General features: G+C 75.4%; 23 protein-coding genes and 1 pseudogene. 11 read left to right on the top strand and 13 right to left on the bottom strand.

Features of this window, described 5'->3' with window-relative positions:
- Positions 1-221 precede the first annotated feature (221 nt).
- A complete protein-coding gene (locus tag KIK08_RS10830) occupies positions 222-743 on the bottom strand; it encodes a VOC family protein (RefSeq protein ID WP_214402922.1) in 522 nt (173 codons plus the stop codon).
- A 107-nt stretch (positions 744-850) separates the two neighbouring features.
- The gene (locus KIK08_RS10825; protein WP_308257565.1) at positions 851-1570 is read right to left on the bottom strand and encodes a maleylpyruvate isomerase family mycothiol-dependent enzyme; all 720 of its coding nucleotides are present in this window, start codon (positions 1568-1570) and stop codon (positions 851-853) included.
- 203 nt (positions 1571-1773) lie between these two features.
- Between KIK08_RS10825 and KIK08_RS10820 the strand changes: the two genes are divergently transcribed.
- The gene (locus tag KIK08_RS10820) at positions 1774-2493 is read left to right on the top strand and encodes an alpha/beta fold hydrolase (RefSeq protein ID WP_308257564.1); all 720 of its coding nucleotides are present in this window, start codon (positions 1774-1776) and stop codon (positions 2491-2493) included.
- Positions 2494-2521: 28 nt separating this feature from the next.
- Here KIK08_RS10820 and KIK08_RS10815 read toward each other — a convergent pair whose 3' ends face one another.
- Positions 2522-3667 carry an alpha/beta hydrolase gene (locus tag KIK08_RS10815; protein WP_214402920.1) on the bottom strand — a complete coding sequence of 382 codons (1146 nt, stop codon included), beginning with the start codon at positions 3665-3667 and terminating at the stop codon, positions 2522-2524.
- A gap of 65 nt (positions 3668-3732) precedes the next feature.
- Positions 3733-5046: an alpha-amylase family protein gene (locus KIK08_RS10810; protein ID WP_214402919.1), complete on the bottom strand. Its 1314-nt coding sequence runs from the start codon at positions 5044-5046 to the stop codon at positions 3733-3735.
- A 49-nt stretch (positions 5047-5095) separates the two neighbouring features.
- Here KIK08_RS10810 and KIK08_RS10805 point away from each other — a divergent pair, with 49 nt between their 5' ends.
- Positions 5096-5686, top strand: a complete 591-nt coding sequence (locus tag KIK08_RS10805) for a TetR/AcrR family transcriptional regulator (protein WP_214402918.1) — start codon at positions 5096-5098, stop codon at positions 5684-5686.
- Between the two features lie 44 nt (positions 5687-5730).
- Positions 5731-6066, top strand: coding sequence for an ArsR/SmtB family transcription factor (locus KIK08_RS10800; RefSeq protein WP_214402917.1), 336 nt, complete (start codon positions 5731-5733; stop codon positions 6064-6066).
- A 4-nt stretch (positions 6067-6070) separates the two neighbouring features.
- Here the strand turns inward: KIK08_RS10800 and KIK08_RS10795 are convergent, their stop codons facing one another.
- From KIK08_RS10795 to KIK08_RS10785, 3 genes are all read right to left on the bottom strand, one after another.
- Positions 6071-6529, bottom strand: a complete 459-nt coding sequence (locus KIK08_RS10795) for a GNAT family N-acetyltransferase (protein WP_214402916.1) — start codon at positions 6527-6529, stop codon at positions 6071-6073.
- Positions 6530-6593: 64 nt separating this feature from the next.
- On the bottom strand, positions 6594-7409 hold the full coding sequence (locus KIK08_RS10790) for a CPBP family intramembrane glutamic endopeptidase (RefSeq protein ID WP_214402915.1): 816 nt from the start codon (positions 7407-7409) through the stop codon (positions 6594-6596).
- 152 nt (positions 7410-7561) lie between these two features.
- Complete coding sequence (locus tag KIK08_RS10785; protein WP_214402914.1) at positions 7562-8500, bottom strand: SDR family NAD(P)-dependent oxidoreductase; 939 nt, start codon at positions 8498-8500, stop codon at positions 7562-7564.
- A 124-nt stretch (positions 8501-8624) separates the two neighbouring features.
- Here KIK08_RS10785 and KIK08_RS10780 point away from each other — a divergent pair, with 124 nt between their 5' ends.
- Positions 8625-9200, top strand: coding sequence for a TetR/AcrR family transcriptional regulator (locus KIK08_RS10780; RefSeq protein ID WP_214402913.1), 576 nt, complete (start codon positions 8625-8627; stop codon positions 9198-9200).
- Here the strand turns inward: KIK08_RS10780 and KIK08_RS10775 are convergent.
- Positions 9169-9828 carry a TetR/AcrR family transcriptional regulator gene (locus KIK08_RS10775; RefSeq protein ID WP_214402912.1) on the bottom strand — a complete coding sequence of 220 codons (660 nt, stop codon included), beginning with the start codon at positions 9826-9828 and terminating at the stop codon, positions 9169-9171. The two genes, KIK08_RS10780 and KIK08_RS10775, sit on opposite strands and share 32 nt — an antisense overlap.
- Positions 9829-9920: 92 nt before the next feature.
- Between KIK08_RS10775 and KIK08_RS10770 the strand changes: the two genes are divergently transcribed.
- The gene (locus KIK08_RS10770) at positions 9921-11771 is read left to right on the top strand and encodes a flavin-containing monooxygenase (RefSeq protein ID WP_214402911.1); all 1851 of its coding nucleotides are present in this window, start codon (positions 9921-9923) and stop codon (positions 11769-11771) included.
- Here the strand turns inward: KIK08_RS10770 and KIK08_RS10765 are convergent.
- Positions 11764-12300, bottom strand: a complete 537-nt coding sequence (locus KIK08_RS10765) for an ester cyclase (protein ID WP_214402910.1) — start codon at positions 12298-12300, stop codon at positions 11764-11766. The genes KIK08_RS10770 and KIK08_RS10765 overlap by 8 nt on opposite strands.
- An 83-nt stretch (positions 12301-12383) precedes the next feature.
- On the opposite strand from KIK08_RS10765, the gene KIK08_RS10760 reads away from it, so the two are divergent.
- Positions 12384-13013, top strand: a complete 630-nt coding sequence (locus KIK08_RS10760; protein WP_214402909.1) for a TetR/AcrR family transcriptional regulator — start codon at positions 12384-12386, stop codon at positions 13011-13013.
- Positions 13014-13017: 4 nt separating this feature from the next.
- Here KIK08_RS10760 and KIK08_RS10755 read toward each other — a convergent pair whose 3' ends face one another.
- Entirely contained in the window at positions 13018-13437 is a 420-nt protein-coding gene (locus tag KIK08_RS10755) for a VOC family protein (RefSeq protein ID WP_214402908.1), read from the bottom strand.
- Between the two features lie 93 nt (positions 13438-13530).
- Here KIK08_RS10755 and KIK08_RS10750 point away from each other — a divergent pair, with 93 nt between their 5' ends.
- Complete coding sequence (locus KIK08_RS10750; RefSeq protein WP_214402907.1) at positions 13531-14517, top strand: helix-turn-helix transcriptional regulator; 987 nt, start codon at positions 13531-13533, stop codon at positions 14515-14517.
- On the opposite strand, the gene KIK08_RS10745 is transcribed toward KIK08_RS10750, so the two are convergent.
- Positions 14476-15849, bottom strand: a complete 1374-nt coding sequence (locus tag KIK08_RS10745) for an MFS transporter (protein ID WP_250556733.1) — start codon at positions 15847-15849, stop codon at positions 14476-14478. The genes KIK08_RS10750 and KIK08_RS10745 overlap by 42 nt on opposite strands.
- A gap of 46 nt (positions 15850-15895) precedes the next feature.
- Here KIK08_RS10745 and KIK08_RS10740 point away from each other — a divergent pair, with 46 nt between their 5' ends.
- A complete protein-coding gene (locus KIK08_RS10740) occupies positions 15896-16342 on the top strand; it encodes a MarR family winged helix-turn-helix transcriptional regulator (protein WP_214402906.1) in 447 nt (148 codons plus the stop codon).
- Here the strand turns inward: KIK08_RS10740 and KIK08_RS41335 are convergent.
- Positions 16336-17841, bottom strand: a complete 1506-nt coding sequence (locus KIK08_RS41335) for an ArnT family glycosyltransferase (RefSeq protein ID WP_305849577.1) — start codon at positions 17839-17841, stop codon at positions 16336-16338. The two genes, KIK08_RS10740 and KIK08_RS41335, sit on opposite strands and share 7 nt — an antisense overlap.
- Positions 17842-17958: 117 nt before the next feature.
- Here KIK08_RS41335 and KIK08_RS10730 point away from each other — a divergent pair, with 117 nt between their 5' ends.
- Positions 17959-18300 (top strand): DUF3817 domain-containing protein, encoded by a 342-nt coding sequence (locus KIK08_RS10730; protein WP_214402925.1) that lies wholly within the window; start codon positions 17959-17961, stop codon positions 18298-18300.
- Positions 18301-18675: 375 nt separating this feature from the next.
- Here KIK08_RS10730 and KIK08_RS40975 read toward each other — a convergent pair.
- Positions 18676-18963 (bottom strand): annotated as a pseudogene (locus KIK08_RS40975) (winged helix-turn-helix transcriptional regulator); the annotation flags it as partial.
- Between the two features lie 86 nt (positions 18964-19049).
- Here KIK08_RS40975 and KIK08_RS10725 point away from each other — a divergent pair.
- The gene (locus KIK08_RS10725) at positions 19050-19844 is read left to right on the top strand and encodes a class I SAM-dependent methyltransferase (protein ID WP_214402905.1); all 795 of its coding nucleotides are present in this window, start codon (positions 19050-19052) and stop codon (positions 19842-19844) included.
- Positions 19845-19973: 129 nt separating this feature from the next.
- The gene (locus KIK08_RS10720; RefSeq protein ID WP_214402904.1) at positions 19974-21962 is read left to right on the top strand and encodes an elongation factor G; all 1989 of its coding nucleotides are present in this window, start codon (positions 19974-19976) and stop codon (positions 21960-21962) included.
- Positions 21963-22001 lie beyond the last annotated feature (39 nt).

Below are 22001 nucleotides of genomic sequence, written 5' to 3'. Positions count from 1 at the left end.
CGGGGGGCGGGCCCCCCGGCCGTCCGTAGTTGCGGTCCATCCCGTACCTTCCCCCCGTTGATCACCCGGGCGCCCGGCGGAGGTCACGATACGCACGGCCGCCGCGTCGCCCTTCCTCGACTCGACGTGCGGGGGTGCGCCGGAAGTTCCGGTCGTCACCAAGTCGACGCGAACCCGCCACCGGGACCGGGGTCACGGGGTGTAGGCGAACCCGCCCGCGATCAGGCGTCGAGCAGCGGCTCGCCCTCGAACCGCCCCAGCTCCTCGCGGTAGAACTCGACGCCCAGCCCGTTCGGGTCGCGGAAGTAGAGGCTGTTGTGCACGCCGCGGTCGGGACCCAGGTACTCGATGCCCTTCGCGTCCAGGGTGGCGCGCATGGCGTCGAAGTGCTCGGCGGTCACCGAGAGCGCCAGGTGCTGCAGTGCGCCGATCGTCTCCACCCAGTCGGGGTGGTCGTGGCCGGGGAAGTCGAAGAAGCCGAGCAGGTTCTGGTGGCCGATGTCGAAGAAGAAGTGGCTCGACCCGGCGTAGTCGCGGTTCTCCACCAGCTCGACCAGCGGGAAGCCCAGCGTCTCCTGCCAGAACTCGATCGTCTTCTCGACGTCGCGGGCGACGAACGCGGCGTGGTGCACGCCCTGCGTGGGCGGTGCGGGCCGCTCCCCCACCGGACGCAGGTACTTCCCCTTCAGCGCGGCGCGACGCTCCCGGACGGCGTCCAGCTCGGCACCCTGTGGCTGCGGCATCGCATCCTCCTGTCGACGGTTCCTACGCGCGGCAACGGTAGTTGCACACGCAACATTCCTTCCCGCTCCCTCCCGCGAGAGGGCGGCGGAGGGGCGAGGGCGGGCGGTCAGAGCCAGGGGGGTGGGGTGGGGAGGGGGCCGCCGGTGGCGGTCAGGTCGGAGCCGTCGGTCCGGCCGATCAGCCAGCCCATCACGGCCGCGGCGGGCCCGCTGACCGCGACCGGGCTGCCGGGCTCGCCCAGCTGCCAGCGCTGCTCCCGGTCGGTCGGCGCGAGCACCGCCGACGGGCAGCCGTCGCGGGAGGACAGGGTGACGGAGGCGTCGTCGAGGAGGGCATCGACCACCTCGGCCGGGAGGTCGGTCAGCTCGGCGCCCGCGTCGAGGTCGACGGCGTGCAGCCAGACCTCGCGGATCCGCATCCACGGCACCTCGGCCGCGGGCAGCGGTCGACCCAGCGCACTGCGCACCGTGGACTGCCAGGTGGTCGCGTCGAGGGCGGCGAGGGCGGCGTCGAGGTCGCGGGCGGTGGAGACGAGCTCCCGGCGCAGGGTCTCGGCCGGGGCCTTGGCCGAGGCCTCGATCTCGGCGGCGCGGGTCTCCCGGTCGGGGTACATGGGCGTCTCGACGCCGGTGCGCGCCCAGGTCGCCAGCCGGGTGAGCGCTTCGGCGTTGCGGGCCAGGTGGGCGACGAGGTGCGCCCTCGTCCAGCCGGGCAGCGCGCAGGGCTCGCGCAGGGCGTCGTCGGGCAGGGCGTCGACGGCCCGGCCGAGGAACTCCGTGCCCGCACCCATCAACGGCAGCGTCTGGCCGATGTCCCGGCGGTCCACCACTGCTCCCCCTCCCGTCGTCCCGTCAGGGGTGACGGTAGCCGCCGGCACGCGGCCCGACACAGACGTCGGGTGGCGCGTCGAGCCCGCGGTCCGCCGCGACCTCCCCCTCGGACCGGGCCGCCGTGCCGCCGCGTTGACGGCCACCACCCGGCCGCACCATGATCCAGCCGTCGATCAGCCCGACCTGCGAAGGAGCAGCCGTGGCCCGCACCTTTGTCCTGATCACCGGCGCGTGGCACGGCGGGTGGGCGTGGCGCCCGGTCGCCGAACGGCTGCGCGCCCAGGGGCACCGCGTGCTGGCCCCCACGCTGCCCGGCCTCGCCGACGGCGACGACCCCACCGCCCACCAGCTGGGCGACGTCGTCGACTTCGTGGTCGACTTCGTCGAGTCGCGCGACCTGCGGGACGTGGCGCTCGTCGGGCACAGCTGGGGCGGGTACGTGATCACCGGCGCGGCGCCGCGGCTGGCGTCCCGGCTCGACCGCCTCGTCTACTGGAGCGCGTTCGTGCCGGCCGAGGGACGCCCGCTCGTCGACGAGGTCCCGCCGCCCTACCAGGAGCTGTTCCGCGACCTGGCCGCCGCCTCGGGCAGCAACTCGGTCGCGATGCCGTTCGAGGTGTTCGCCGGCGCCTTCATCCAGGACGCCCCGGAGCCGGTGCAGCGCACGGTGCACTCACTGCTCGTGCCGCATCCGTTCCAGTACTTCACGACGCCGGTGGCCCCGCTCGACCCCGCCGCGCTCGGTGTGCCGGCGACGTACCTGCTCAGCGTCGACGACATCGCCCTCCCGCCCGGCGAGTACGCGTGGGCGCCGCGGTTCCCCGAGCGCCTCGGCGTCGCGGCCGTGCCGATCCCGGGCAGCCACGAGGCCCTGCTCACCGACCCCGACGCCCTCGCCGCGGCCGTCCTCAAGGCCTGACACCTCCGAGGTCGAACCCCGGGCGGCGTCAGGCGCCGCGCGGCTGGGAGCCGGCGGAGCGGCGCAACGGGGCCCAGCGCCGGCGGGAGGCGCGGCGGGCGGCGGAGCGGCGGGTCTCGATGAGCGCCATGGTCGAGCGCAGGGCGCTCGCGGCGTCCAGCGTCGCGTCGCGGGCCGCCGCGCTGATCGCGGTGAAGCTCGCGTAGCCGTGCACCAGCCCGGTGAACCGGCGCGCCACCACCGGCACCCCGGCCGCCCGCAGCCGCTCGACCAGCTCCTCGCCCTCGTCGCGCAGCGGGTCGAAGCCCGCGGTGGCGATGTAGGTCGGGGGCATGGCGCTCAGGTCGTCGGCGCGCAGGATCGCGCCGCGGACGTCGCCGTCGGGGACGCCGTCGGGCAGGTAGAGGCGTTCGAGCTCGGCGAGCTGCTCGGCGGTGAGCCCGAACCCGCTGCCGAAGGCCTCCCGGGAGCCGCCCGTGCGCTCGGCGTCGGTGACCGGGTACAGCGCCAGCACGAACGCCGGGACGGCGCCCTCCTCCTGCTGGTGGGCGACGACGAGGGCGAGGTTGGCGCCGGCGCTGTCGCCGCCGACGGCGATCAGCTCGGGCTCGGCGCCGAGCGAGCGCGCCGTGGACCGGGCCCAGCGGTACGCGGCCAGCGCGTCGTCGACGGCGGCCGGGTACGGGTGCTCCGGGGCGAGGCGGTAGTCGACCGACAGCACGCGGACCCCGGACTGGGCGGCCAGCAGCCGGCACAGCGGGTCGGTGGAGGCCAGGCTGCCCACGACGAACCCGCCGCCGTGGAAGTAGACCAGCAGCGCGCGGCTCTCCGGCTCCGACGGCGGGACGTAGAGCCGGGCCAGCAGCGGGCCGTCGGCCCCGGGGACCTCCCAGTCGGTGGTGACCACGTCGTCGAGGCCGGGGTCGGCGACGGCCTCGGCGGCGATGTCGGCCTGCCGGCGCTGCTCGGCGACGGCCGCGGCGTCGAGCGCGTCGGAGCCGGACCCGGAGAGGACCTCGCTGACCCGGCCGAGGAGCTGGAGGTCCTGGTCGAGGGTCTGGCCGTCGTGCTGGACGGGGCGCCCGGCGAGCAGCCGCTTCATCCCGCGGGGGAGCCCGAACAAGGTGCGGATGCCCACTCGCATCAGCCGCACCCGCGCCTTCGCGCCGATCACGGCACCGAGGTTACCCCGGGGCGGGCGCCCCGGGCCGGGACCGGCGGAGCACATCACCTGCGGTGCTACTCATCGGTGGAGAGCACCGCCCACCCGTGTCCGGGCACCGCCACCCGACCACCCGGCAGCACCGTCGCCGCGCCGGCCAGCGGCGCACCGGCTCCGGGTGCGGGCAGCTCGGCCGGGTCGTCGCCGAGGTTCAGCGCGACCAGCAGGGCGCGGTCGCCGTCGCGGACCTCGTAGCAGAGCCGCTCGTTCGCCAGCTCGACGGCGCGGGTGCGGGCCCGGTGCATCCAGGGATGCCGGCGGCGCAGGCCGATGAGGTCCTGGTGCAGCCGGTAGGTCGGCCAGCCGAAGGGCGCCAGGTCGTCGGGCGAGTCGGGGAAGGCGGGGCGCACGGCCTCGTCGCCGCCCTCCCGGTCCTCCTTGACGCCGCGGAAGGCCTGTTCGTCGCCCGCGTAGACCGACGGCGTGCCGCCCACCGTGAACAGCACCGCGAGCGCGTGCGGCAGGTGGCGCTCGTCGGTGAGCCGGCTGGCGATCCGGGTGACGTCGTGGTTGCCCAGGAAGGTCAGCGGCACGAACGAGTCGAGCAGCTCGTTGTGCCGGTCGAGCGCCCAGGACAGCTCGAACAGGTTGGCGTCGTTGAGCGAGCTCCAGACCGCCTTCCACAGCTCGTACTGGGTCACCGAGTCGATGCCGCTCTCCGCGACGAACCCGGCGTAGTCGCCGTGGATCACCTCGCCCACCAGGTAGGCGTCGGGGTGCGCGGCTCGCACGCGTGGCACGACCCGCGCCCAGAACGACGTCGGCACCGCGTAGGCCGCGTCCAGCCGCCAGCCGGCCGCGCCCCGGTCGAGCCAGTGGTTCATCACCGCGGCGACGTGGTCGGCGACGGCGGGCTCGGCGTGGTCCAGGGCGACCAGCTGCCGATGGCCCTCGAAGGTCGCGTACTCCGGCTCGGCGCCCGGCCCGTCCGGCCAGCTCAGCCGGAACCAGGACGCCGTCGGCGCCGTCGGGCCCTCCTCCAGCACCTGGCGGAAGGCCGGGAACCCCCGCCCGACGTGGTTGAACACACCGTCGAGCAGGACGCGCAGCCCGCGCTCGCCCGCCGCGGCGACCAGCGCGTCGAAGTCCTCGTCGGTGCCCAGGCGCGGGTCGATGCGGAAGTGGTCGACGGTGTCGTAGCCGTGGGTGCCGGAGTCGAACACCGGGCCCAGCGCCAGGCCGGACGCGCCGAGGTCGCGGGCGTAGTCGAGCCAGTCGACGAGGCGGCGCAGGCGGTGCACCGGCGGGCCGTCCGTGGCCTGCTGCTCGGCCCCCAGGAAGCCCAGCGGGTAGACGTGCCACCAGATGGCGTGCCGCTCGCGATCGGTCATTCCGGGCCTCCTACTGAGTCGAGCTCAATAAGAGGGTAGCGTTCGCCGGGTGACCCGCGCCGACCGCCGTCCCCGCCGCCGCCTCGACGTCGAGCAGCGCCGGGCGGCGATCCTGGCCGCGGCCCAGGACGCGTTCGGCGCCGCGGCGTACCAGCAGGTCGCGCTGAGCCGGGTGGCCGAGGCGGCGGGCGCGTCCGAGGCGCTCGTGCTGCGCTACTACGGCAGCAAGGCCACGCTCTACGTCGAGGTCGTGCGGTCGGCGATCGCGCTGCTGCTGCAGCGCCAGCGCGCCGCCGACGCCGCGCTGCCCGCCGGCACCGCGCCCCTGGACCGGGTGGCCGCGTCGGCGCGGACCTACCTCGGGTTCGTCGCCGAGTTCCGGCACGGCTGGGCCGGACCGCTGCGGACGCCGTGGGGCGAGCCCCCCGAGGCCGAGGCCCTGCGCGTCGAACTGCGCACCCACTACGTTGACCTGCTGCGCGCGCTGCTCGGCCCGGGCCCCGACCACGCCTTCCGCGGCTACCTCGGCTTCCTCGACGCCGCGTGCCTGGCCTGGGTCGAGGCCGGCTGCCCCGATGACGAGCGGGAGCCGCTGGTGGCCGCCGCCGTCGGCGCCCTGCGCGGCGCGCTCACCGATTGAACCACCACTGGCTTATATAACCGCAGGCTGCAACGCTGGGGGGCGTGCACGCCTTCGACGTCCTCGGCGACCCGGTCCGGCGCCGGATCCTCGAACTGCTCACCGACGGCGAACTGCCCGCCGGCGAGGTGAGCGCGGTCGTGCAGCGCGAGTTCGGCATCTCCCAGCCGGGGGTCTCCCAGCACCTGCGGGTGCTGCGGGAGAACGGCTTCGCGACCGTCCGCGCCGACGGCGCCCGCCGGCTGTACTCGGTCGACCCCGAACCGCTGCGCGAGATCGACGCCTGGCTCGACCGCTACCGCCGGTTCTGGCAGCAGCCGCTCGACGCGCTGGCCACCGAGCTGGCCCGGGGCAGGCGGGAGCGGCGCGCCGCGGAGTGAGCGGTCAGCGGCCGAGGCGCAGCTCCGTCACCCGCAGACCGGGCTCCGGCTCGAACGTGCCCGTCTCGGCGAACCCCAGCGAGCGGTACAACCGCAGCGCCGGCTCGTTCGCCGCCCCGGTGGAGACCAGCACGTCACCGGTGGGCTCGGCGGCCAGGACGTGGCCGAGCAGCCGGCGGGCGATGCCGCGGCGGAACCACCGCGGGTCGACGCAGAGCCGCACGAGGTCGAGCTCGTCGGCCGGACTGCGGATCCAGGCCAGGAAGCCGACCGGGCGGCTGCCGTGCACGGCGCCGAGCCAGCGCAGCGGCGACGCGCGCATCTCGTCGAGCGACTCGGTGAGGGCGGGGATGCCCGGATGGCCGATGAGCTCGGCCTCGACGGCGTACGCGCGCAGCCCGATCCCGTGCACCTCCCGCGCGGTGCGGTCGTCGCCCAGGTCGAGTTCGCGCAGCTGCCACACCGGGTGAGCCAAGCACACGTGGCGAGGGGCCCGCGCCGTCCGACGCGGGCCCCTCGCACCCCCCTCAGGTGCGCCGCGTCACCAGCAGCAGCACCCCGGCCGTCACGACCGCGGCCGCGACGAAGACCAATCCCCCGGGCACCGACCGGGTGACGGCCAGCAGCGTCAGCGACATGTTCCCGGCGGTGTGCACCACGACCGCCGCGGGCACCCCGCCGCGCAGCCGCTCGGACACGAACCAGTACCCGACCGACAGCGGCAGCATCGCCGCGAAGAACAGCAGCGCGGAGGGCGAGAACAGGCCCATCGCCGACTGGCTCGTCCCGATCAGCAGGAACAGCGGGACGTGCCAGAGCGCCCAGAACGCGCCGACCACCGCGGACGTCGCGGCGGGCGACAGCGCGCGACGCAGCCGCGGCTGCAGGTGCCCGCGCCAGCCGAACTCCTCGGCCAGCGGCCCGGTGATCAGGAACAGGCCGAGCATGGGGAGCAGGCCCCCGACGCTCGCGGCCAGGTCGCCGAGCGCGGACGGATCGACCGGCGCCGCGCCGAACAGGGGTGCCACCGCGGCCGCCAGCACGGCGGGCCCGGCCCCGACCAGCAGCGCCACCGGCAGCCACCTGGCCGCCGCTGCCCACTCGACCCGCCGCCCGGTGCCGCGGCCGAGCAGCGCGAGCACGCCCGCGGCGAGGGTCGGGCCGAACCCGCCGAAGCCGTAGAGCGCGTACACCAGCGGGTCGGCGATGTCGCCGCCGAGGGCGACGGCCACCGCCCACGGCACCCAGCTCAGCCCGAACGCCAACGCCAGGAACGGGCCGATCTCCCGGACAAGGGACCCGCTCCCCGCGGTGCGGGGGCGGCCCGGAGTCGTCGTCGTCATGGGGGCCAGCCAACCGGCGCGACCCCCGCCGGACAGCCCGGTCCACCTCCGCGCTCGGGGTGGGGTTCTCCCTACCCGGGCTCCGTCGAGAACGAGGTTGCGGCCGATGTGGACCGGTCCAAAGAACGGCAACGTCGTTCTCGACGGGGTTGTCAGGCGAGGGTGCGGACGGAGAGGTCCCAGAGCCGGGCGGCCGCCTCCGGGTCGAGGGCGTGCGCCGCGACGCCGGTGCGGGTGCCCGGCTCGTGCGGGCCGGCCTCGACGCAGTCCTCGAAGTAGCGCCCGCTCACCCCGTCCACCAGCGGCGACGCGGCCAGCAGCACCGAGGTCGCGGCGCCCTGCTGCGGGGTCTTCCAGGCGGCGCCGCTGCCGCCGATCGCGGTCCGCAGGCGGGCCGGCCCCACCCGGTCGGCACGGCGTCGGACGTCGGTGCGGACCAGGCCGGGCGTCAGGGCGTTCGCCACGATCCCCTCGTGGCCCCACCGCCGCGTCGCCTCCACCGCGAACAGCACGTTCGCCGTCTTCGACTGGCCGTGGGCCAGCCACGGGTCGTACGCGCGGCGCTCGAAGTGGATGTCGTCGAAGTCGACGCCGGCGCGCAGGTGGGCGCAGGAGCTGACGGACACGATCCGCGCCCCGTCGGCGGCGACCAGGTTGCGGTGCAGCCCGCAGGCCAGCTCGAAGTGGCCCAGGTGGTTGGTGGCGAACTGCATCTCCCAGCCGGCGGGCGTGCGCGCCAGCGGCAGAGCGGTGGCGCCGGCGTTGTCGACCAGGATGTGCAGCGGCCCGCTCCACGCGGCCACGAACGCCGAGACCGACGACCGGTCGGCCAGGTCGAGCGGGGTCATGGTGATCTCCCGGCCCGTGTCGAGCGCGATGTCGGTGGCGGTGCGCTCGCCCGCGGTCATGTCGCGCACGGCGATGGTCACGTCGGCGCCCGCGCCGGCCAGCGCGCGGGCCGTCTCGGCGCCGATGCCGGACGCGCCGCCGGTGACGATGGCGCGGCGGCCGGTGAGGTCGATGCCGGAGATCACGTCGGCCGCGGTCGACGCGGCGGTGAACGGGGTGCTGGTGAGGGTTGAGCCGGTCATGTCGTCCTCTCCGTCCAAGCGGAGGAACCTCCGCGTATGCCCCGACACAACCGGAGGTGCATCCGGTTCATTCCGGCCTACGCTGGCACCGACGACGATGGTCCGACGACGAGCGGGAGGGGCGATGGTGACCGGCGAACGGCCGTTGCGCGCCGACGCGCGCCGCAACCGCGACAGCCTGCTCGCCGCCGCCGTCCAGGCCTTCTCCGCACCGGACAGCGCCGAGGTCACCCTGGAGGCCATCGCCAGAGCGGCCGGCGTCGGCATCGGAACGCTCTACCGGCACTTCCCGACCCGCGAGGCGCTCGTCGAGGCCGCCTACCGCAGCGAGCTCACCCGGCTCTGCGACGCCGTCCCCGGCCTGCTCGCCGACCAGCCCCCCGACCAGGCGCTGCGCACCTGGATGGACCGCTTCGTCGACTACATGACGACCAAGCGCGGCATGGCCGACGCGCTGCGCGCCGTCATCGCCTCCGGCACCAACCCCTACGAGCAGAGCCGAGCGCGCCTGCTCGACGCGATCACCACCCTGATCGACGCGGCCGCGGCGGCCGGTGCCGTGCGCCCCGACGTCGACCCGGGCGACGTGCTGACCGCGCTGAGCGGGGTCTCGCTCGCGGCCGGGGCGCCCGAGCAGCGCGAGCAGGCCGGCCGCCTGCTCGATCTGATCATGGACGCCCTCCGCTACCGCCCCGCCTGACCGCCCCGCCGTCCTCCGGGAGCGCGGCGACGAGAACGGCTTCGACCACCCGGGCCGAGACGGCGGCCACCTCGTCGGGGGTGCGGCCGAAGTCGCCGGCCAGCGACTGGGTGCAGAAGCTCGACAGCTGCACCGCGACCGCGTCGACCAGCCACTCCGGCGGCTCTCCCGGCCCGCCGCGGGCCTGCCACACCCGCGCGGTCACCTTCGACGCGAACTGCTTGCGGCTGGCCCGCCGCTCCGCCGCGGCCTCGGCCAGCTCCCCCGAGAGGTCCTCGGGCGGGAGCACCGCCAGCTCCCAGTAGACGCGGCCGTTGCGGGCGTTGAGCCGGTGCGTGACCTGCAGCAGGTCGAGCAGCCACGCGCGCAGGTCGCCGTCCGCGGGGGCGGGCGGGATCTGCTGGGCGTAGCGGCGCACGCCCTCCCGGATCGCCGCGGTGAACAGGGCGTCGCGGGTGGTGAAGTGGCGGAAGACGGTGCGCCGGTTGACCCCGGCCGCGTCGGCGACGTCGTCGACGGTGGCGGCGAGGCCGCGGTCGGCCAGCACCACGCGGGCGGCGTGCAGGATCCGGGCGCGGGCGGCGTCGCGGTGCTCCACGGCGAGCGGGGTCGTGGTGGCGTCCGGCACCGGGGGATCGTAGCGGCGGTCCTTGTCCGATGTCACTGATGAGTGACATGCTGGCACTCATCAGAGGCGACAGGGCGACCAGCGGAGCGTGCATGAGCGTCACGGAGGGTCCGACCAGGCCGGACGGCACCGCCATCGACACCGCCATCGACACCGCCATCGACAAGGAGGCGATCCGCAGGCGGTACCTCCAGGAGCGCGACAAGCGACTGCGCGCCGACGGGAACGACCAGTACGTCCGGCTCGCCGACGGACCGTTCGCGCACTACCTGGACGATCCGCACACGCCCTTCGTCGAGCGCGAGCCGCTGACCGACCACGTGACGGTCGCCTTCATCGGCGGCGGCTTCGCCGGGCTCGTCACCGGGGCGCGGCTGAAGGAGGCCCGCGTCACCGACGTCCGGATCGTCGAGAAGGGCGGCGGCTTCGGCGGCACCTGGTACTGGAACCGCTACCCCGGCGCCCAGTGCGACACCGCGTCGATGGTCTACATGCCGCTGCTCGAGGAGACCGGGCACATGCCGTCGGAGAAGTACGCCCACGGCCCGGAGATCCTCGACCACTGCGGGCGGATCGCCGACCGGTTCGGGCTGCACGACGGTGCCCTCTTCCACACCGAGGTCACCGACCTCACCTGGGACGACGACGCGTCCCGCTGGGTCGTCGGCACCAACCGGGGCGACCGGTTCACCGCGCAGTTCGTGGCGATGGGCATCGGGCCGCTGCACGTGGCCAAGCTGCCCGGCATCCCGGGCATCGCCGACTTCGCCGGCCACTCGTTCCACACCAGCCGCTGGGACTACGACTACACCGGCGGCGACCACCGCGGCACGCCGATGGACCGGCTGGCCGACAAGCGGGTGGCGATCATCGGCACCGGGGCGACGGCCGTGCAGGCCGTGCCGCACCTGGCCCGGGCCTGCCGCGAGCTGCTCGTCTTCCAGCGCACGCCGTCGTCGATCGACGTGCGCGACAACGGGCCGATCGACCCGGAGTGGTTCGCCGGGATCGCCACGCCCGGCTGGCAGCAGCGCTGGCTGGACAACTTCACGCTGAACCAGGCCGGCGGCACCGCCGACGTCGACCTGGTGATGGACGGCTGGACCGAGATCTCCCGGCGGATGCGCTCGAAGTTCGCGTCCCTGCCCCGCGAGGAGCGCACGCCGCTGGCGATGCTGACCGCGTTCGAGGACGCCGACTTCGAGAAGATGGAGCAGATCCGGGCCAGGGTCGACGCGATCGTCGCCGACCCGGCGACCGCGGCCCGCCTCAAGGCCTGGTACCGCCAGCTGTGCAAGCGGCCCTGCTTCCACGACGAGTACCTGCAGGCCTTCAACGAACCCGGCGTGCGGCTCGTCGACACCGACGGCCGGGGCGTCGAGCGGATCACCGAACGGGGCGTGGTCGCGGCCGGCGTCGAGCACGAGGTCGACCTGATCATCTACGCGTCCGGGTTCGAGGTGGGCACCGAGTGGACCCGCCGCGCCGGCTACGAGGTCACCGGCCGCGGTGGCGTGCGGATCTCCGACTACTGGGCCGACGGCATGCGCACGCTGCACGGCCTGCACGTGCACGGCTTCCCCAACATGTTCGTCGTGCAGCCCACCCAGGCCGCCAACCTGATCTCCAACGTGCCCAGCAACCTCACCGACCACGGCCGCACCGTGGCCGCGGTGATCGCCCACGCGCTGGAGGTGGGCGCCACCGAGGTGGAGAGCACCGAGGAGGCCGAGAACGCCTGGGTCGAACTGCTGCTCACCGGGCCGGGCCGGATGATGGCGGGCGCGCTGGACTGCACGCCGGGCTACTACAACAACGAGGGCCAGGACCCCGGCCCGCGCGCCCGGCTCAACGTCGGCCACCCGCAGGGCCCCGCCGCGTACTTCTCCCACATCGAGAGGTGGCGGCGGTCGGGGACGTTCGACGGCCTGGTGTTCAGGTAGCCGTCCCCGCCGCCTTGCGCGCGCGCCGGGTGGCGAGGCTGCAGCGCAGCAGGTAGGCGGGGCTCGGCGGGACCCAGCCGAGCTGCAGCGCCAGCGACTGGTCGTCGCGCACGGCCCAGTGCTCGACGACCATGCCGTCGCGGAAGCCCAGGAAGTGCGCCTGGTGCACCTCGAAGCGCTTGCCGGTGGGCGCGAACGCGCGCTCCACCGTCGCCTGCGGCGTCCAGATGACCATGTCGCCGGTGTGCCGGCCGGTCATCGTGCCGTGGGTGACGGCCAGGTCGCCCTCGACCACGACGGTGGTGACCGGGAACGCCATGTCGCGGAACGCCGAGCGCAGCCACTGGGCGGTGCCCCAGAAGGCCCGCGGGCCGCGGCCCCGGCAGTTCGGCGGCTCCGAGGAGGCCTCCCGGTTGATCGCGTCGGGGTGCACGACCCGGCGGAAGTCGTCGAGGGTGCCGTCGACCATCAGGCGGATGAAGCGGGTGGCCGTGTCGGCCATCGCGGTGCGGTCGGTGGTGGTCGTCATGCCGTCCTCCAGTTCGGTACAGCTTGCTGTATCGAGTTGATACAGTAAGCTGTATCGAAATTCCCCGCAAGCCCTGGAGCCCGATGACCTACGACAACAGCACCCGCGCGGCCGCCGCCGCGGCGACCCGGACCAAGGTCCTGGCCGCCGCCCGCGACGCCTTCCTCGCGCGCGGCTACGCCGCCACCACCATCCGCGGGATCGCCCGGACGGCCGGGGTGTCCCAGGAGACGGTCTACAAGCGGTTCGGGAACAAGGCCCGGCTGCTCAAGGACGTCTACGACGTGGCGATGGCCGGCGACGAGGAGGCCGCACCGGTCAGCGCCCGACCCGAGGCCGTCGCCGTCCGCGACGCCGACAGCCCCGCGGAGGCCGTCGCCGCGTACGCGGCGCTGTGCCGCGGGCTCACCGCCCGGGCCGGCGGCCTCATGCGGATCGTGGCCGGCGCCCGGGGCGGCGACCCCGACCTCGACGCCTTCGTCGCCGCCGTCGACGCGGAGCGCCTGAAGGGCGCCGACCTGGTCGCCCGGCTGTGGGCCGACCGCGGCTGGCTGCGGCCCGGGCTGGACTCCCAGCACGCCCGCGACGTCATCTGGACGCTCAACTCGCCCGACGTCTGGCTGCTGCTCACCCAGCGCGGCTGGTCGTTGGCGGACTACGAGTCCTGGATCGCGACCGGCCTGCGCTCGATGGTCCTGCGCCTGGACCGGTGATCCGCTAGGCCGGCCCGGTCTTGTCCAGGATCTCCAGGTAGTGCGGGTTGTACATGATCCCCAGGACGTTGCCGAACGGGTCGACGACCGAGGCCGTCACGAAGCTCGCGCTGCGCTTGGTGACCGGCTCGTACTCGGTGGCGCCGAGTTCGAGCAGCCGGGCGAAGGCGGCCTCGATGTCGTCGACGTGCCAATTGGCGAGCGCGCCGCCGGCCGGGTTCCCCGCCCCGGGCGGGGCGAAGCGGCGGTCGATGAAGCCCAGCTCGTGCTGGTAGTCGCCCAGCCGGAACTCGACGTAGGCCGGCTTCCCGTCGGGGCCGGGCACCGAGTAGTACGGCTCGACGCCGAGCAGGTCGGCGTACCAGCGGGCCGCCTCGGTGACGTCGTCGGCGTAGAAGTTGACGGTCGCGAGTCCTCGCAGCATCGGTGTTGCCCTTCCGGTCGATTCGCTGTTGGAGCCATCATGCCGAGGTGAAGTGCTCATCGAATGAGCACTTTTCCGGGCAGAATCGGCGATATGCGCGCAGACCGCCTCGTGGCCGCCCTCCTGCTGATGCAGGCCCGCGGCCGGGTGACCGCCGCCGAGCTGGCCGCCGAGTTGGAGGTGTCGGTCGCGACCGCCCGCCGCGACCTGGAGGCGCTCTCGGCCGCCGGGGTGCCGGTCTACCCGCAACCCGGCCGGGGCGGGGGCTGGCAGCTGATCGGCGGCGCGCGCACCGACCTCACCGGGCTCACCGCCGGCGAGGCGCAGGCGCTGTTCCTGCTGCTCGGACCCACCACCGGCAACGCGGGCGCCCCCGCGCGGTCGGCGCTGCGCAAGCTCGTGCGCGCCCTGCCCGACACCTTCCGCGCCGACGCCGAGGCCGCCGCGGACGCCGTCGTCGTCGACCCGACGCGCTGGGGCGAGCACGGGCGCGAGCGCTCCGAGCTGGTCGAGCTGCTGCAGTCGGCCGTCGTCCGGCGGCGGCGCGTCGAGCTGGCCTACGCGCGACCCGGCCGGGAACCGACCACCCGCCGCGTCGACCCGCTCGGCCTCGTCGACAAGGACGACATCTGGTACCTGGTCGCCGGCACCGACGCCGGGCGGCGCACGTTCCGCGTCGACCGCGTCGTCCGGGCGACCGTCACCGACGAGCCCGCCGACCGCCCGGACGACTTCGACCTGGCCGCCGAGTGGGAGCGGGTGGTCGATCGGGTCGAGCAGCGGCGCGCGGGCTTCGACGCCGACGTGCTGATCGGCGCCGAGGTGTTGCACGTCCTACGCGACCACTTCGGCCGCCAGTGCGAGGTCCTCGGCCCCGCCGACGACGGGCAGGTGCGCGTGCGGCTGTCGGCGCCGACCCCGCTGATGATCGCCCAGCGGCTGGCCGGGTGGGGCGGCCAGGTCGAGGTCGAGGACTCGCCGCCGCTGGCCGCCGAGCTGGCCCGGATCGGCCAGGAGCTGGTCGCCCGCTACGCGGGGTCAGTGGGCGGGTTCGTCGGCCCGGCGGGGGGCGAGCGGTAGCGCGACGACCAGGACGAGGGCGGCCGCGGCGAGCACGGCGGCCAGGCCCGTCGTCCGGTCGGGGACGGCGAGCAGCAGCCAGCCGAGTGCGGCCGCGCCGATGGCTCCGCCGAGCTGGCGGGCGAAGGTCAGGGCGGCCATCGCGGCGCCGAACGCCTCCGGGGGCGCGCAGGCCTGCCCGAGCAGCGTGTAGGCCTGCAGGCAGAGCCCGAGCGCGGCGCCGGTGAGGGCCATCCCGGCGAGCGCGACGGCCAGCGCGGCGGGGCCGCCCGTCCGCGGCACGACGGCCAACGCGGCCAGGCCGGCCACCCCGGTGGCCAACCCGAGCCGACCCCACGGGACCATCCGCGACCAGCGCCGGGCCAGCGCGGCGAACACCAGGCCGATGACCAGCTGCCCGCCGGTCAGCGCGACGAGCGACGCGCCGACGGCGCCGGTGTCGAGGCCGGTGCCGGCGGCGACCGCGGCGGGGACGAACGTGAAGCTGCCGAACAGCGCCACCCCGCCGAGGCCGGTGACGGCGATCGTGCGAGCCAGGCCGGGTGCGGCGAGCAGCGCGGGCGGGAACAGCGGGGCCGGGGCGCGGCGCTGCCGGCGGGCGAAGAGCGCGCCGGCCAGCAGCGCGCCCACCACGAGCGGCACCGCGGCGGGTCCGGTGGCCAACGCCTCGGACGAGCCGAGCAGGACGACGCAGCCGCCGCCGAGCACGACGAGCACGGCGCCGGCCACGTCGAACCCGCCGGCGGCGTCGGCCCGACGGCCCGGCAGGCCGCGCAGGCCGAGGGCCAGCGCGAGGGCGCACAGCGGCGGGTTGATCACGAACGCCCAGCGCCAGCCGGGTCCGGCGGCCAGCAGCGCGCCGACCGGTGGGCCGGCCAGCGCCGACACGCCGAAGGCCGCGGTCACCCAGACCTGGCGGCGCACCCGCTCGGCCCGGTCGAACATCTCGCCGAGCGCGGTGACGGCCGAGACGACCAGCCCGCCGCCGCCGACACCCTGCAGCGCCCTGGCCGCGACCAGTGCGCCGAGCGAGGGCGCGAGGGCGCACAGCGCCGAGCCGACCGCGAACACCAGCACCGACGCGGCGAACGCCGCCCGGCGGCCGAACAGGTCGCCGAGCCGGCCGTGGACGGGGGTGGCGGCGGTGACGGTCAGCAGGTAGGCGGCCGTCACCCCGGCGATCGCGTCCGGGTCGCGGAGGTCGGCGCCGACCGCCGGCAGGGCGGCGACGACGATGTTGCCGTCGAGTTGGGCCATGAGCATGCCGAGCAGCAGCGCCGCGAAGGCCGCCTCGGTCGCGCGGCGGGGCACGGCCCCGACAGATGCGTGCATTTCGCACACGTTATTGTGTGCGAATCGCACGCACAAGGGAGGGTCGATGACCGACGACCGGCACGGCGGGGGGCCCGCGCTGTTCCGCCTCGTGCGCTTCTGGTCGCGGCGCGGGCCGCTGCGCGTCTCCGCGGAGCTGACCGGCGAGGAGCGCAGGCTGCAGGACATCCAGGTGCTGGAGGCCGTCGCCGCCACCCCGGGCGACCAGGCGTCGGTGGCCGACGTGGCCCATCAGCTGGGGATCGACCGGTCGGGGGCGAGCCGGTTCGTCGCCGACGCCGTCGCCCACGGCTACCTGGTCCGCGGCGCGGCCGCCGACGACGCGCGTCGGGCCGTCCTGACCGTCACCCCGGCCGGTCGTGAGCTGCTCGACGGCGCACTGGCCTGGCAGGAGCGTGTGTTCGGCGAGCTGACGGCGCACTGGCCGGCCGCCGACGCCGCCGATTTCGCCCGCCACCTGCGCAGGCTCGCCGAGGAGCTGCCCGGTCAGTAGCCGTGGCGCAGGCCCGGCCAGGCCGCCGCCCAGGACGGCGGGGCCGCGCAGCGGGAGACGACGGTGCCGTCCTCGTCGTTGTCGGCGCCGTCCGGGCTGCGGTGCGTCGCGATCGGCGCGCAGCCGGTGAAGCGGGCCGCGGCCTCGCCGACCACGAGCACCGGGCCGGTCGCGGTCTCCGGCGGCGGGCCCCAGTCGGCGTAGGACATGTGCCCGGAGTGCGCAGGCGGCAGCCCGTGCTCGGGGCCGTAGTGGTCGAGGGCGCCGGCCTGCCCGTAGTTGCTGGTGAAGACGACGGCGGAGGTGCGCTCGCCGGGTGGCAGGGCGGCCCACGCGGCGGCGACGGTGTCGGCCAGCTCCGGCCAGCCGACCTGCTCCCCCGCCTCCTTGTTCACCGCCAGCACCGGCCCGAACTGCGCGGGCGGGAGCACCGGCAGCCCGATGAACGCCGACACCACCACCCCGACCGTCGCGGCCACCGCCGCCCACGCCCGGCGCGACGCGCTCCCGGCCAGCCACCGCACGGTGGGCTCCGCGCCCGCCGCGAGCAGCACTAACGCCGGCGGCACCACGTAGTACGGCTTGCCGCCAACGACCAGCGCCACCGCGGCGACGAGCGGGTACACCAGCACCGCCGCCCGCGCCCAGCGCAGCCCCGGCTCGCGCCACACCCGCCGCACCCCCGCCACCAGCGTGGGCACGAGCACCGGCGACAGGTAGGCGATCTGCATCGGCACCAGCAGGACCCGGTTCTCCGCGCCGTCGGACCCGCTGATCCCGGAGGCCAGGCCGAGCTGCGGCCAGCCGTTCGCCGCCTGCCACAGCAGCGACGGCGCGGCCACCGCGAGCGCGACGACCACGCCGACGGCCGGCCAACCGCTGCGCAGCACCCGGCGCGGCCCGACGGCCAGCAGCGCCACCGCCCAGCCCGCGCACAGCAGCAGCACCAGCCACTTGTTCTGCAGCCCGACACCGGCCAGCAGACCGGCCGGCACCCACCACCGCCCGTCGCCGGTGCGGGTGAGCCGCAGCAGCACCAGCGCCAGCGCCGTCCAGATCACCAGGTCGACCGAGGTCGTCGACAGCATGTGGGTCACGACCAGCACGAACGTGCCCAGCGCCGTGCCCGCCGCGGCGAGCACCTGCGCCCCGCGACCCCCGCCGAGCTCGCGGGCGAGGAGCGCGACCAGCAGCGCCGTCGCCATGCCGCACAGCGTCGCGACGACCCGCAGCCCGGTCGGCGTCGCCCCGAGCAGGTCGGTGGCCAGCCGGGCCAGCGCCGGGGTGAGCGGGGGCTGGTCGACGTAGCCCCAGTCCAGGCGCCGGCCCGCGGCCAGGAAGTACAGCTCGTCGCGGTGGAAGCCGTAGCGCCCCGACGACGCCGTGAGCACGACCGCCTGCACCGCCAGCACGACCGCCACCGACCGCCACGCCACCGCCGGCAACGCCGCGACGACCCCCGCCCGCTCCCGCGTCCCCACCAGCACACCCATCCACATCGGACCGACCGCGGCAAGCCCCCGAATGCGAGTTCGACACCCGGTAGAAGTAATCCGGACGGATGGTGCAGAGTGGGAGCGAGCAACCGCCCGACGAGATCCGTGGAGCCGCTACCGATGACCGCTCAGGACACCCCCGCCGCCCTCGCCGCGACCCGAGCCGGGCAGGTGTTCCGCGTGGTCGCCGTCGCCGAGGCCTGCTCCTGGACCGGGCTGCTGATCGGGATGCTGTTCAAGTACGTCGTCGTCGGCAACGAGATCGGCGTGAACGTGTTCGGGCCGATCCACGGCGCGCTGTTCGTGGCCTACCTCGTCGTCGCGGTCTGGGCGGCCCGCGCCCTGCGCTGGCCCTTCTCGACGCTGGCCGTCGCCCTGCTGTGCAGCATCCCGCCGCTGGCCACCCTGTGGTTCGAGCGCCGCGCCCGCCGGGCCGGGCAGTTGGGGGCCGCGCTCGCGTGAGGCGGGCACGACGGCGGCGAACGGGCTGAGCGTCCCCCAGCCCGCGAGCACCCGGTGCAGCCAGGGCGGCCCGTCGACCTCCATCGCGCCGTCGCGCTCGGCCCGCCCGAGCGGGAGGTGCCCGCAGTGCCAGTGGTACAGCGCCGCCGTGCCGGTGCGCACGACGCCGTCCTCGGCGAAGCCCGGCGGGGTCACGCAGACCTCGCAGCCGCTCGGCTGGGCGACGATCCAGTACCGGTCGGGCGCACGGCCGTCGACGAGGTCGAAGCGGACGACCACCCGGGGGTGCGGCAGCGCCTCCGGGTGGATCAGCCGCGACAGCCCCCACAGCATCAGGTACGGGTCCTGCCGCTCGGGGACCACCTCGACCCAGCGCGCGGCCCACGCCCCCAACGCCAGCACCACCTCGCCCAGCTCCCGGCCCGCCGCGGTGAGCCGGTAGCGCCGGTCGCGGCCGGCACCGCTGCCGGCGACCACCCCGGCCCGTTCGAGGCGACGCAGCCGCGCGCTCAGCACGCTGCGCGACAGCCCCGGCGCGCCGTCCAGGATCTGCCCGAAGCGCTCGCAGCCCACCATCAGGTTGCGCAGCACGATCGGCGTCCAGCGCTCGGCGAAGACCTCCGCGCCGAGCGCGATGGGACAGTACTGGCCATAGCCGCCCATGCCGGCAGGGTCCTCGGTCGCGGCCCGCGCGAACAGTCCTGTTCCCGAACTTCCCCCGGGGCCGGCGCGGGTCGACCGTGGCCGCCATGACCAGTACCGACGAGTCCACCCGCGCGTTCTGGGCGCTGGGCGACTACCACGCGATCTCCCTGCTCATCGCCGACCTCGGGCCGGCGCTCGTCGTGGCGGCCGGGGTGCGGCCGGGCCTGCGGGTGCTCGACGTCGGCGCGGGCTCCGGCAACGCGACCCTGCCCGCCGCCCGCGCCGGGGCCGCCGTCACCGCCGTCGACCCGACACCCGAGCTGATGGCGATCGGCGAACGCGCCGCGGCAGGCGAGGGCCTGTCGATCGACTGGGTCACCGGGGTCGCCGAGGACCTGCCCTTCCCGACCCACGCCTTCGACGTCGTGCTGTCCAGCGTCGGCGCCATGTTCGCCCGCGACCAGGCCGCCACCGCGGCCGAACTGCGCCGCGTCTGCCGACCCGGCGGCACGGTCGCGATGGCGAACTGGACGCCCGACGGCGCCGCCGGCCGGTTCTTCGCGGTCCTCGGCCGGCACGGAGCGCCCACCACCGACCCGCCGCCGACGGCGTGGGGCGACCCCGACAGCGTCCGCGCCCTGCTCGCCCAGGGCTGCGCGGCGGTGCGCACCACCGAGCGGGAGTGCGCGGTGCGGTTCACCGGGACGGCGGCCGAGCTGGCCGCCCACTACCGCCGCGACTTCGCCCCGGTGATCGCGACCGCCGCCGCCCTTGACGACGACACCGCCCTGCTCGACGACCTGGCCGCGCTGCTCGCCGGTGCGGACCGCGGGCCGGCCGGCGGCCCGCCGCGCTACGTCTACGAGTACCTGGAGGTGGTCGCCACGACGGGGGCGTGAGCGGAAACCCGGTTGCCGGGCGGGCGGCGGTCGGGTGGACTGCCCGTCGCCGTCCGTCGATCCGGGGAGGACCCATGCGAGCTGTGCCCGTGTCCACGCACTCCTCCTCCCCCAAGGACATGACACGGCATGGCTTCGCTCAACCTCGGCATCCTGGCGCACGTCGACGCCGGTAAGACCAGCCTCACCGAGCGGCTGCTGCACGCCGCCGGCGTGATCGACGAGCCGGGCAGCGTCGACCGCGGCAGCACCCGCACCGACACGCTCGAACTCGAACGCCGCCGCGGCATCACCATCAAGTCGGCGGTGGTGTCGTTCGCGGTGCACGGCGTCACCGTCAACCTGATCGACACCCCGGGCCACCCGGACTTCGTGGCCGAGGTCGAGCGCGTGCTCGGCGTGCTCGACGGCGCCGTGCTGATGGTCTCGGCCGTCGAGGGCGTGCAGGCGCAGACCCGGGTGCTCATGCGGACGCTGCGCCGGCTGGGCATCCCCGCGCTGGTCTTCGTGAACAAGATCGACCGGCCGGGCGCCGGCGAGGCCGGGGCGCTGCGGGCCATGGCCGCGCGGCTGACTCCTGCGCTCGTCCCGATGGGCACGACCTCCGGCGCGGGCGACCGGGACGCCCGGTTCGTGCCGTTCGACCGCGAGCGGCTGGTCGCCGAGCTCGTCCCCCGCCTCGCCGAGCACGACGACGACCTGCTGGCCGCGTTCGTCGACGACACCGCCGTGGCACCGCAACAGGCGCGCCGCGCTCTCGCCGCCCAGACCGCGCGGTGCCTCGTGCACCCGGTGTTCTTCGGCTCGGCCATCACCGGCGCCGGCGTGGCCGAGCTGGCCGAGGGCGTCGCGACGCTGCTGCCGGCCTCCGGCGGCGACCCCGACGGCCCCGTCTCCGGCACCGTGTTCAAGATCGAGCGCGGGGCGGCGGGCGAGCGGATCGCCTACGCCCGGCTGTTCTCCGGCACCGTCCGCGTCCGCGACCGGCTGCCCGCCGGGCGCATCACCGGGATCCGGGTGTTCGACGACGGCGACGCCGCACCGAGCGGCGCCCTGGCCGCCGGCCGCATCGGCACCCTCGTCGGGCTGCGCGACGTCCGCATCGGCGACCCGATCGGCGCACCCCCGCCCGGGCCGGCGGGGCGCGGCCAGTTCGCGCCGCCCAGCCTCGAATCGGTCGTCGTCCCCGACCACCCCGGCGACCGCGGCGCCCTCTACGCCGCGCTGGCCCAGCTCGCCGAGCAGGACCCGCTGATCGACCTGCGCCAGGACGACCGCGACGCCGAGCCCGCAGTGTCGCTCTACGGCGAGGTGCAGAAGGAGGTCATCACCACCACCCTGGCCGAGGAGTTCGGCATCGGCGTCACCTTCCGGGAGACGACGACGCTGTGCGTCGAACGCGTCGTCGGCACCGGCTCGGCCGAGGAGGTCATCGACACCGCCACCAACCCGTTCCTGGCCACCGTCGGGCTGCGGATCGCGCCCGGCCCGCCCGGCTCCGGGGTGCGCCTCGCGCTGGAGGTCGAGCTCGGCTCGATGCCGCCTGCGTTCTTCACCGCCGTCCGCGACGGCGTCACCGCCACCCTCCGCCGCGGCCTGCGCGGCTGGCAGGTCGGCGACTGCGTCGTCACCATGACCCGCTCCGGCTACTGGGCGCGGCAGAGCCACTCGCACGGCACCTTCGACAAGTCGATGTCCAGCACCGCCACCGACTTCCGCAACCTCGCCCCGCTCGTCCTGCGCCGGGCGCTCGCCGAAGCCGGGACGACCGTGCACGAGCCGGTGCACCGGTTCCGGCTGGAGGTCCCCGCCGACGCGCTGGTCGCGGTGCTGCCCGTGCTCGCCCGTCTCGACGGCGTGCCGGGACCGCCGCGCGTCGACGGGACGACCTGCGTCATCGACGGCGAGATCCCGGCCGCCCGGGTGCACGCGCTGGAGCAGCGGCTACCCGCGCTCACCCGCGGCGAGGCGCTGCTGGACGCCGAGTTCGCCCGGTACCTGCAGGTGCGCCGGCGACCGCCGACCCGGGTGTCGACGGCGTCGGGCCCGCTCGACGGCGACCCGCTCGACCCCGACGACTACCTGCGCCGCCTCCGCCAGGGTCCCGGCCTCCGCTGATTCCCCTCCCTCCCGCCCCGCCGGTGGCTGCGGCCGAAA

The organism is Pseudonocardia lacus, from assembly GCF_018531445.1.
GTDB classification, from domain to species: domain Bacteria; phylum Actinomycetota; class Actinomycetes; order Mycobacteriales; family Pseudonocardiaceae; genus Pseudonocardia; species Pseudonocardia lacus.
Note: the sequence above shows the minus strand (reverse complement) of the source record. Positions and strands in the feature narration are given on the sequence as shown.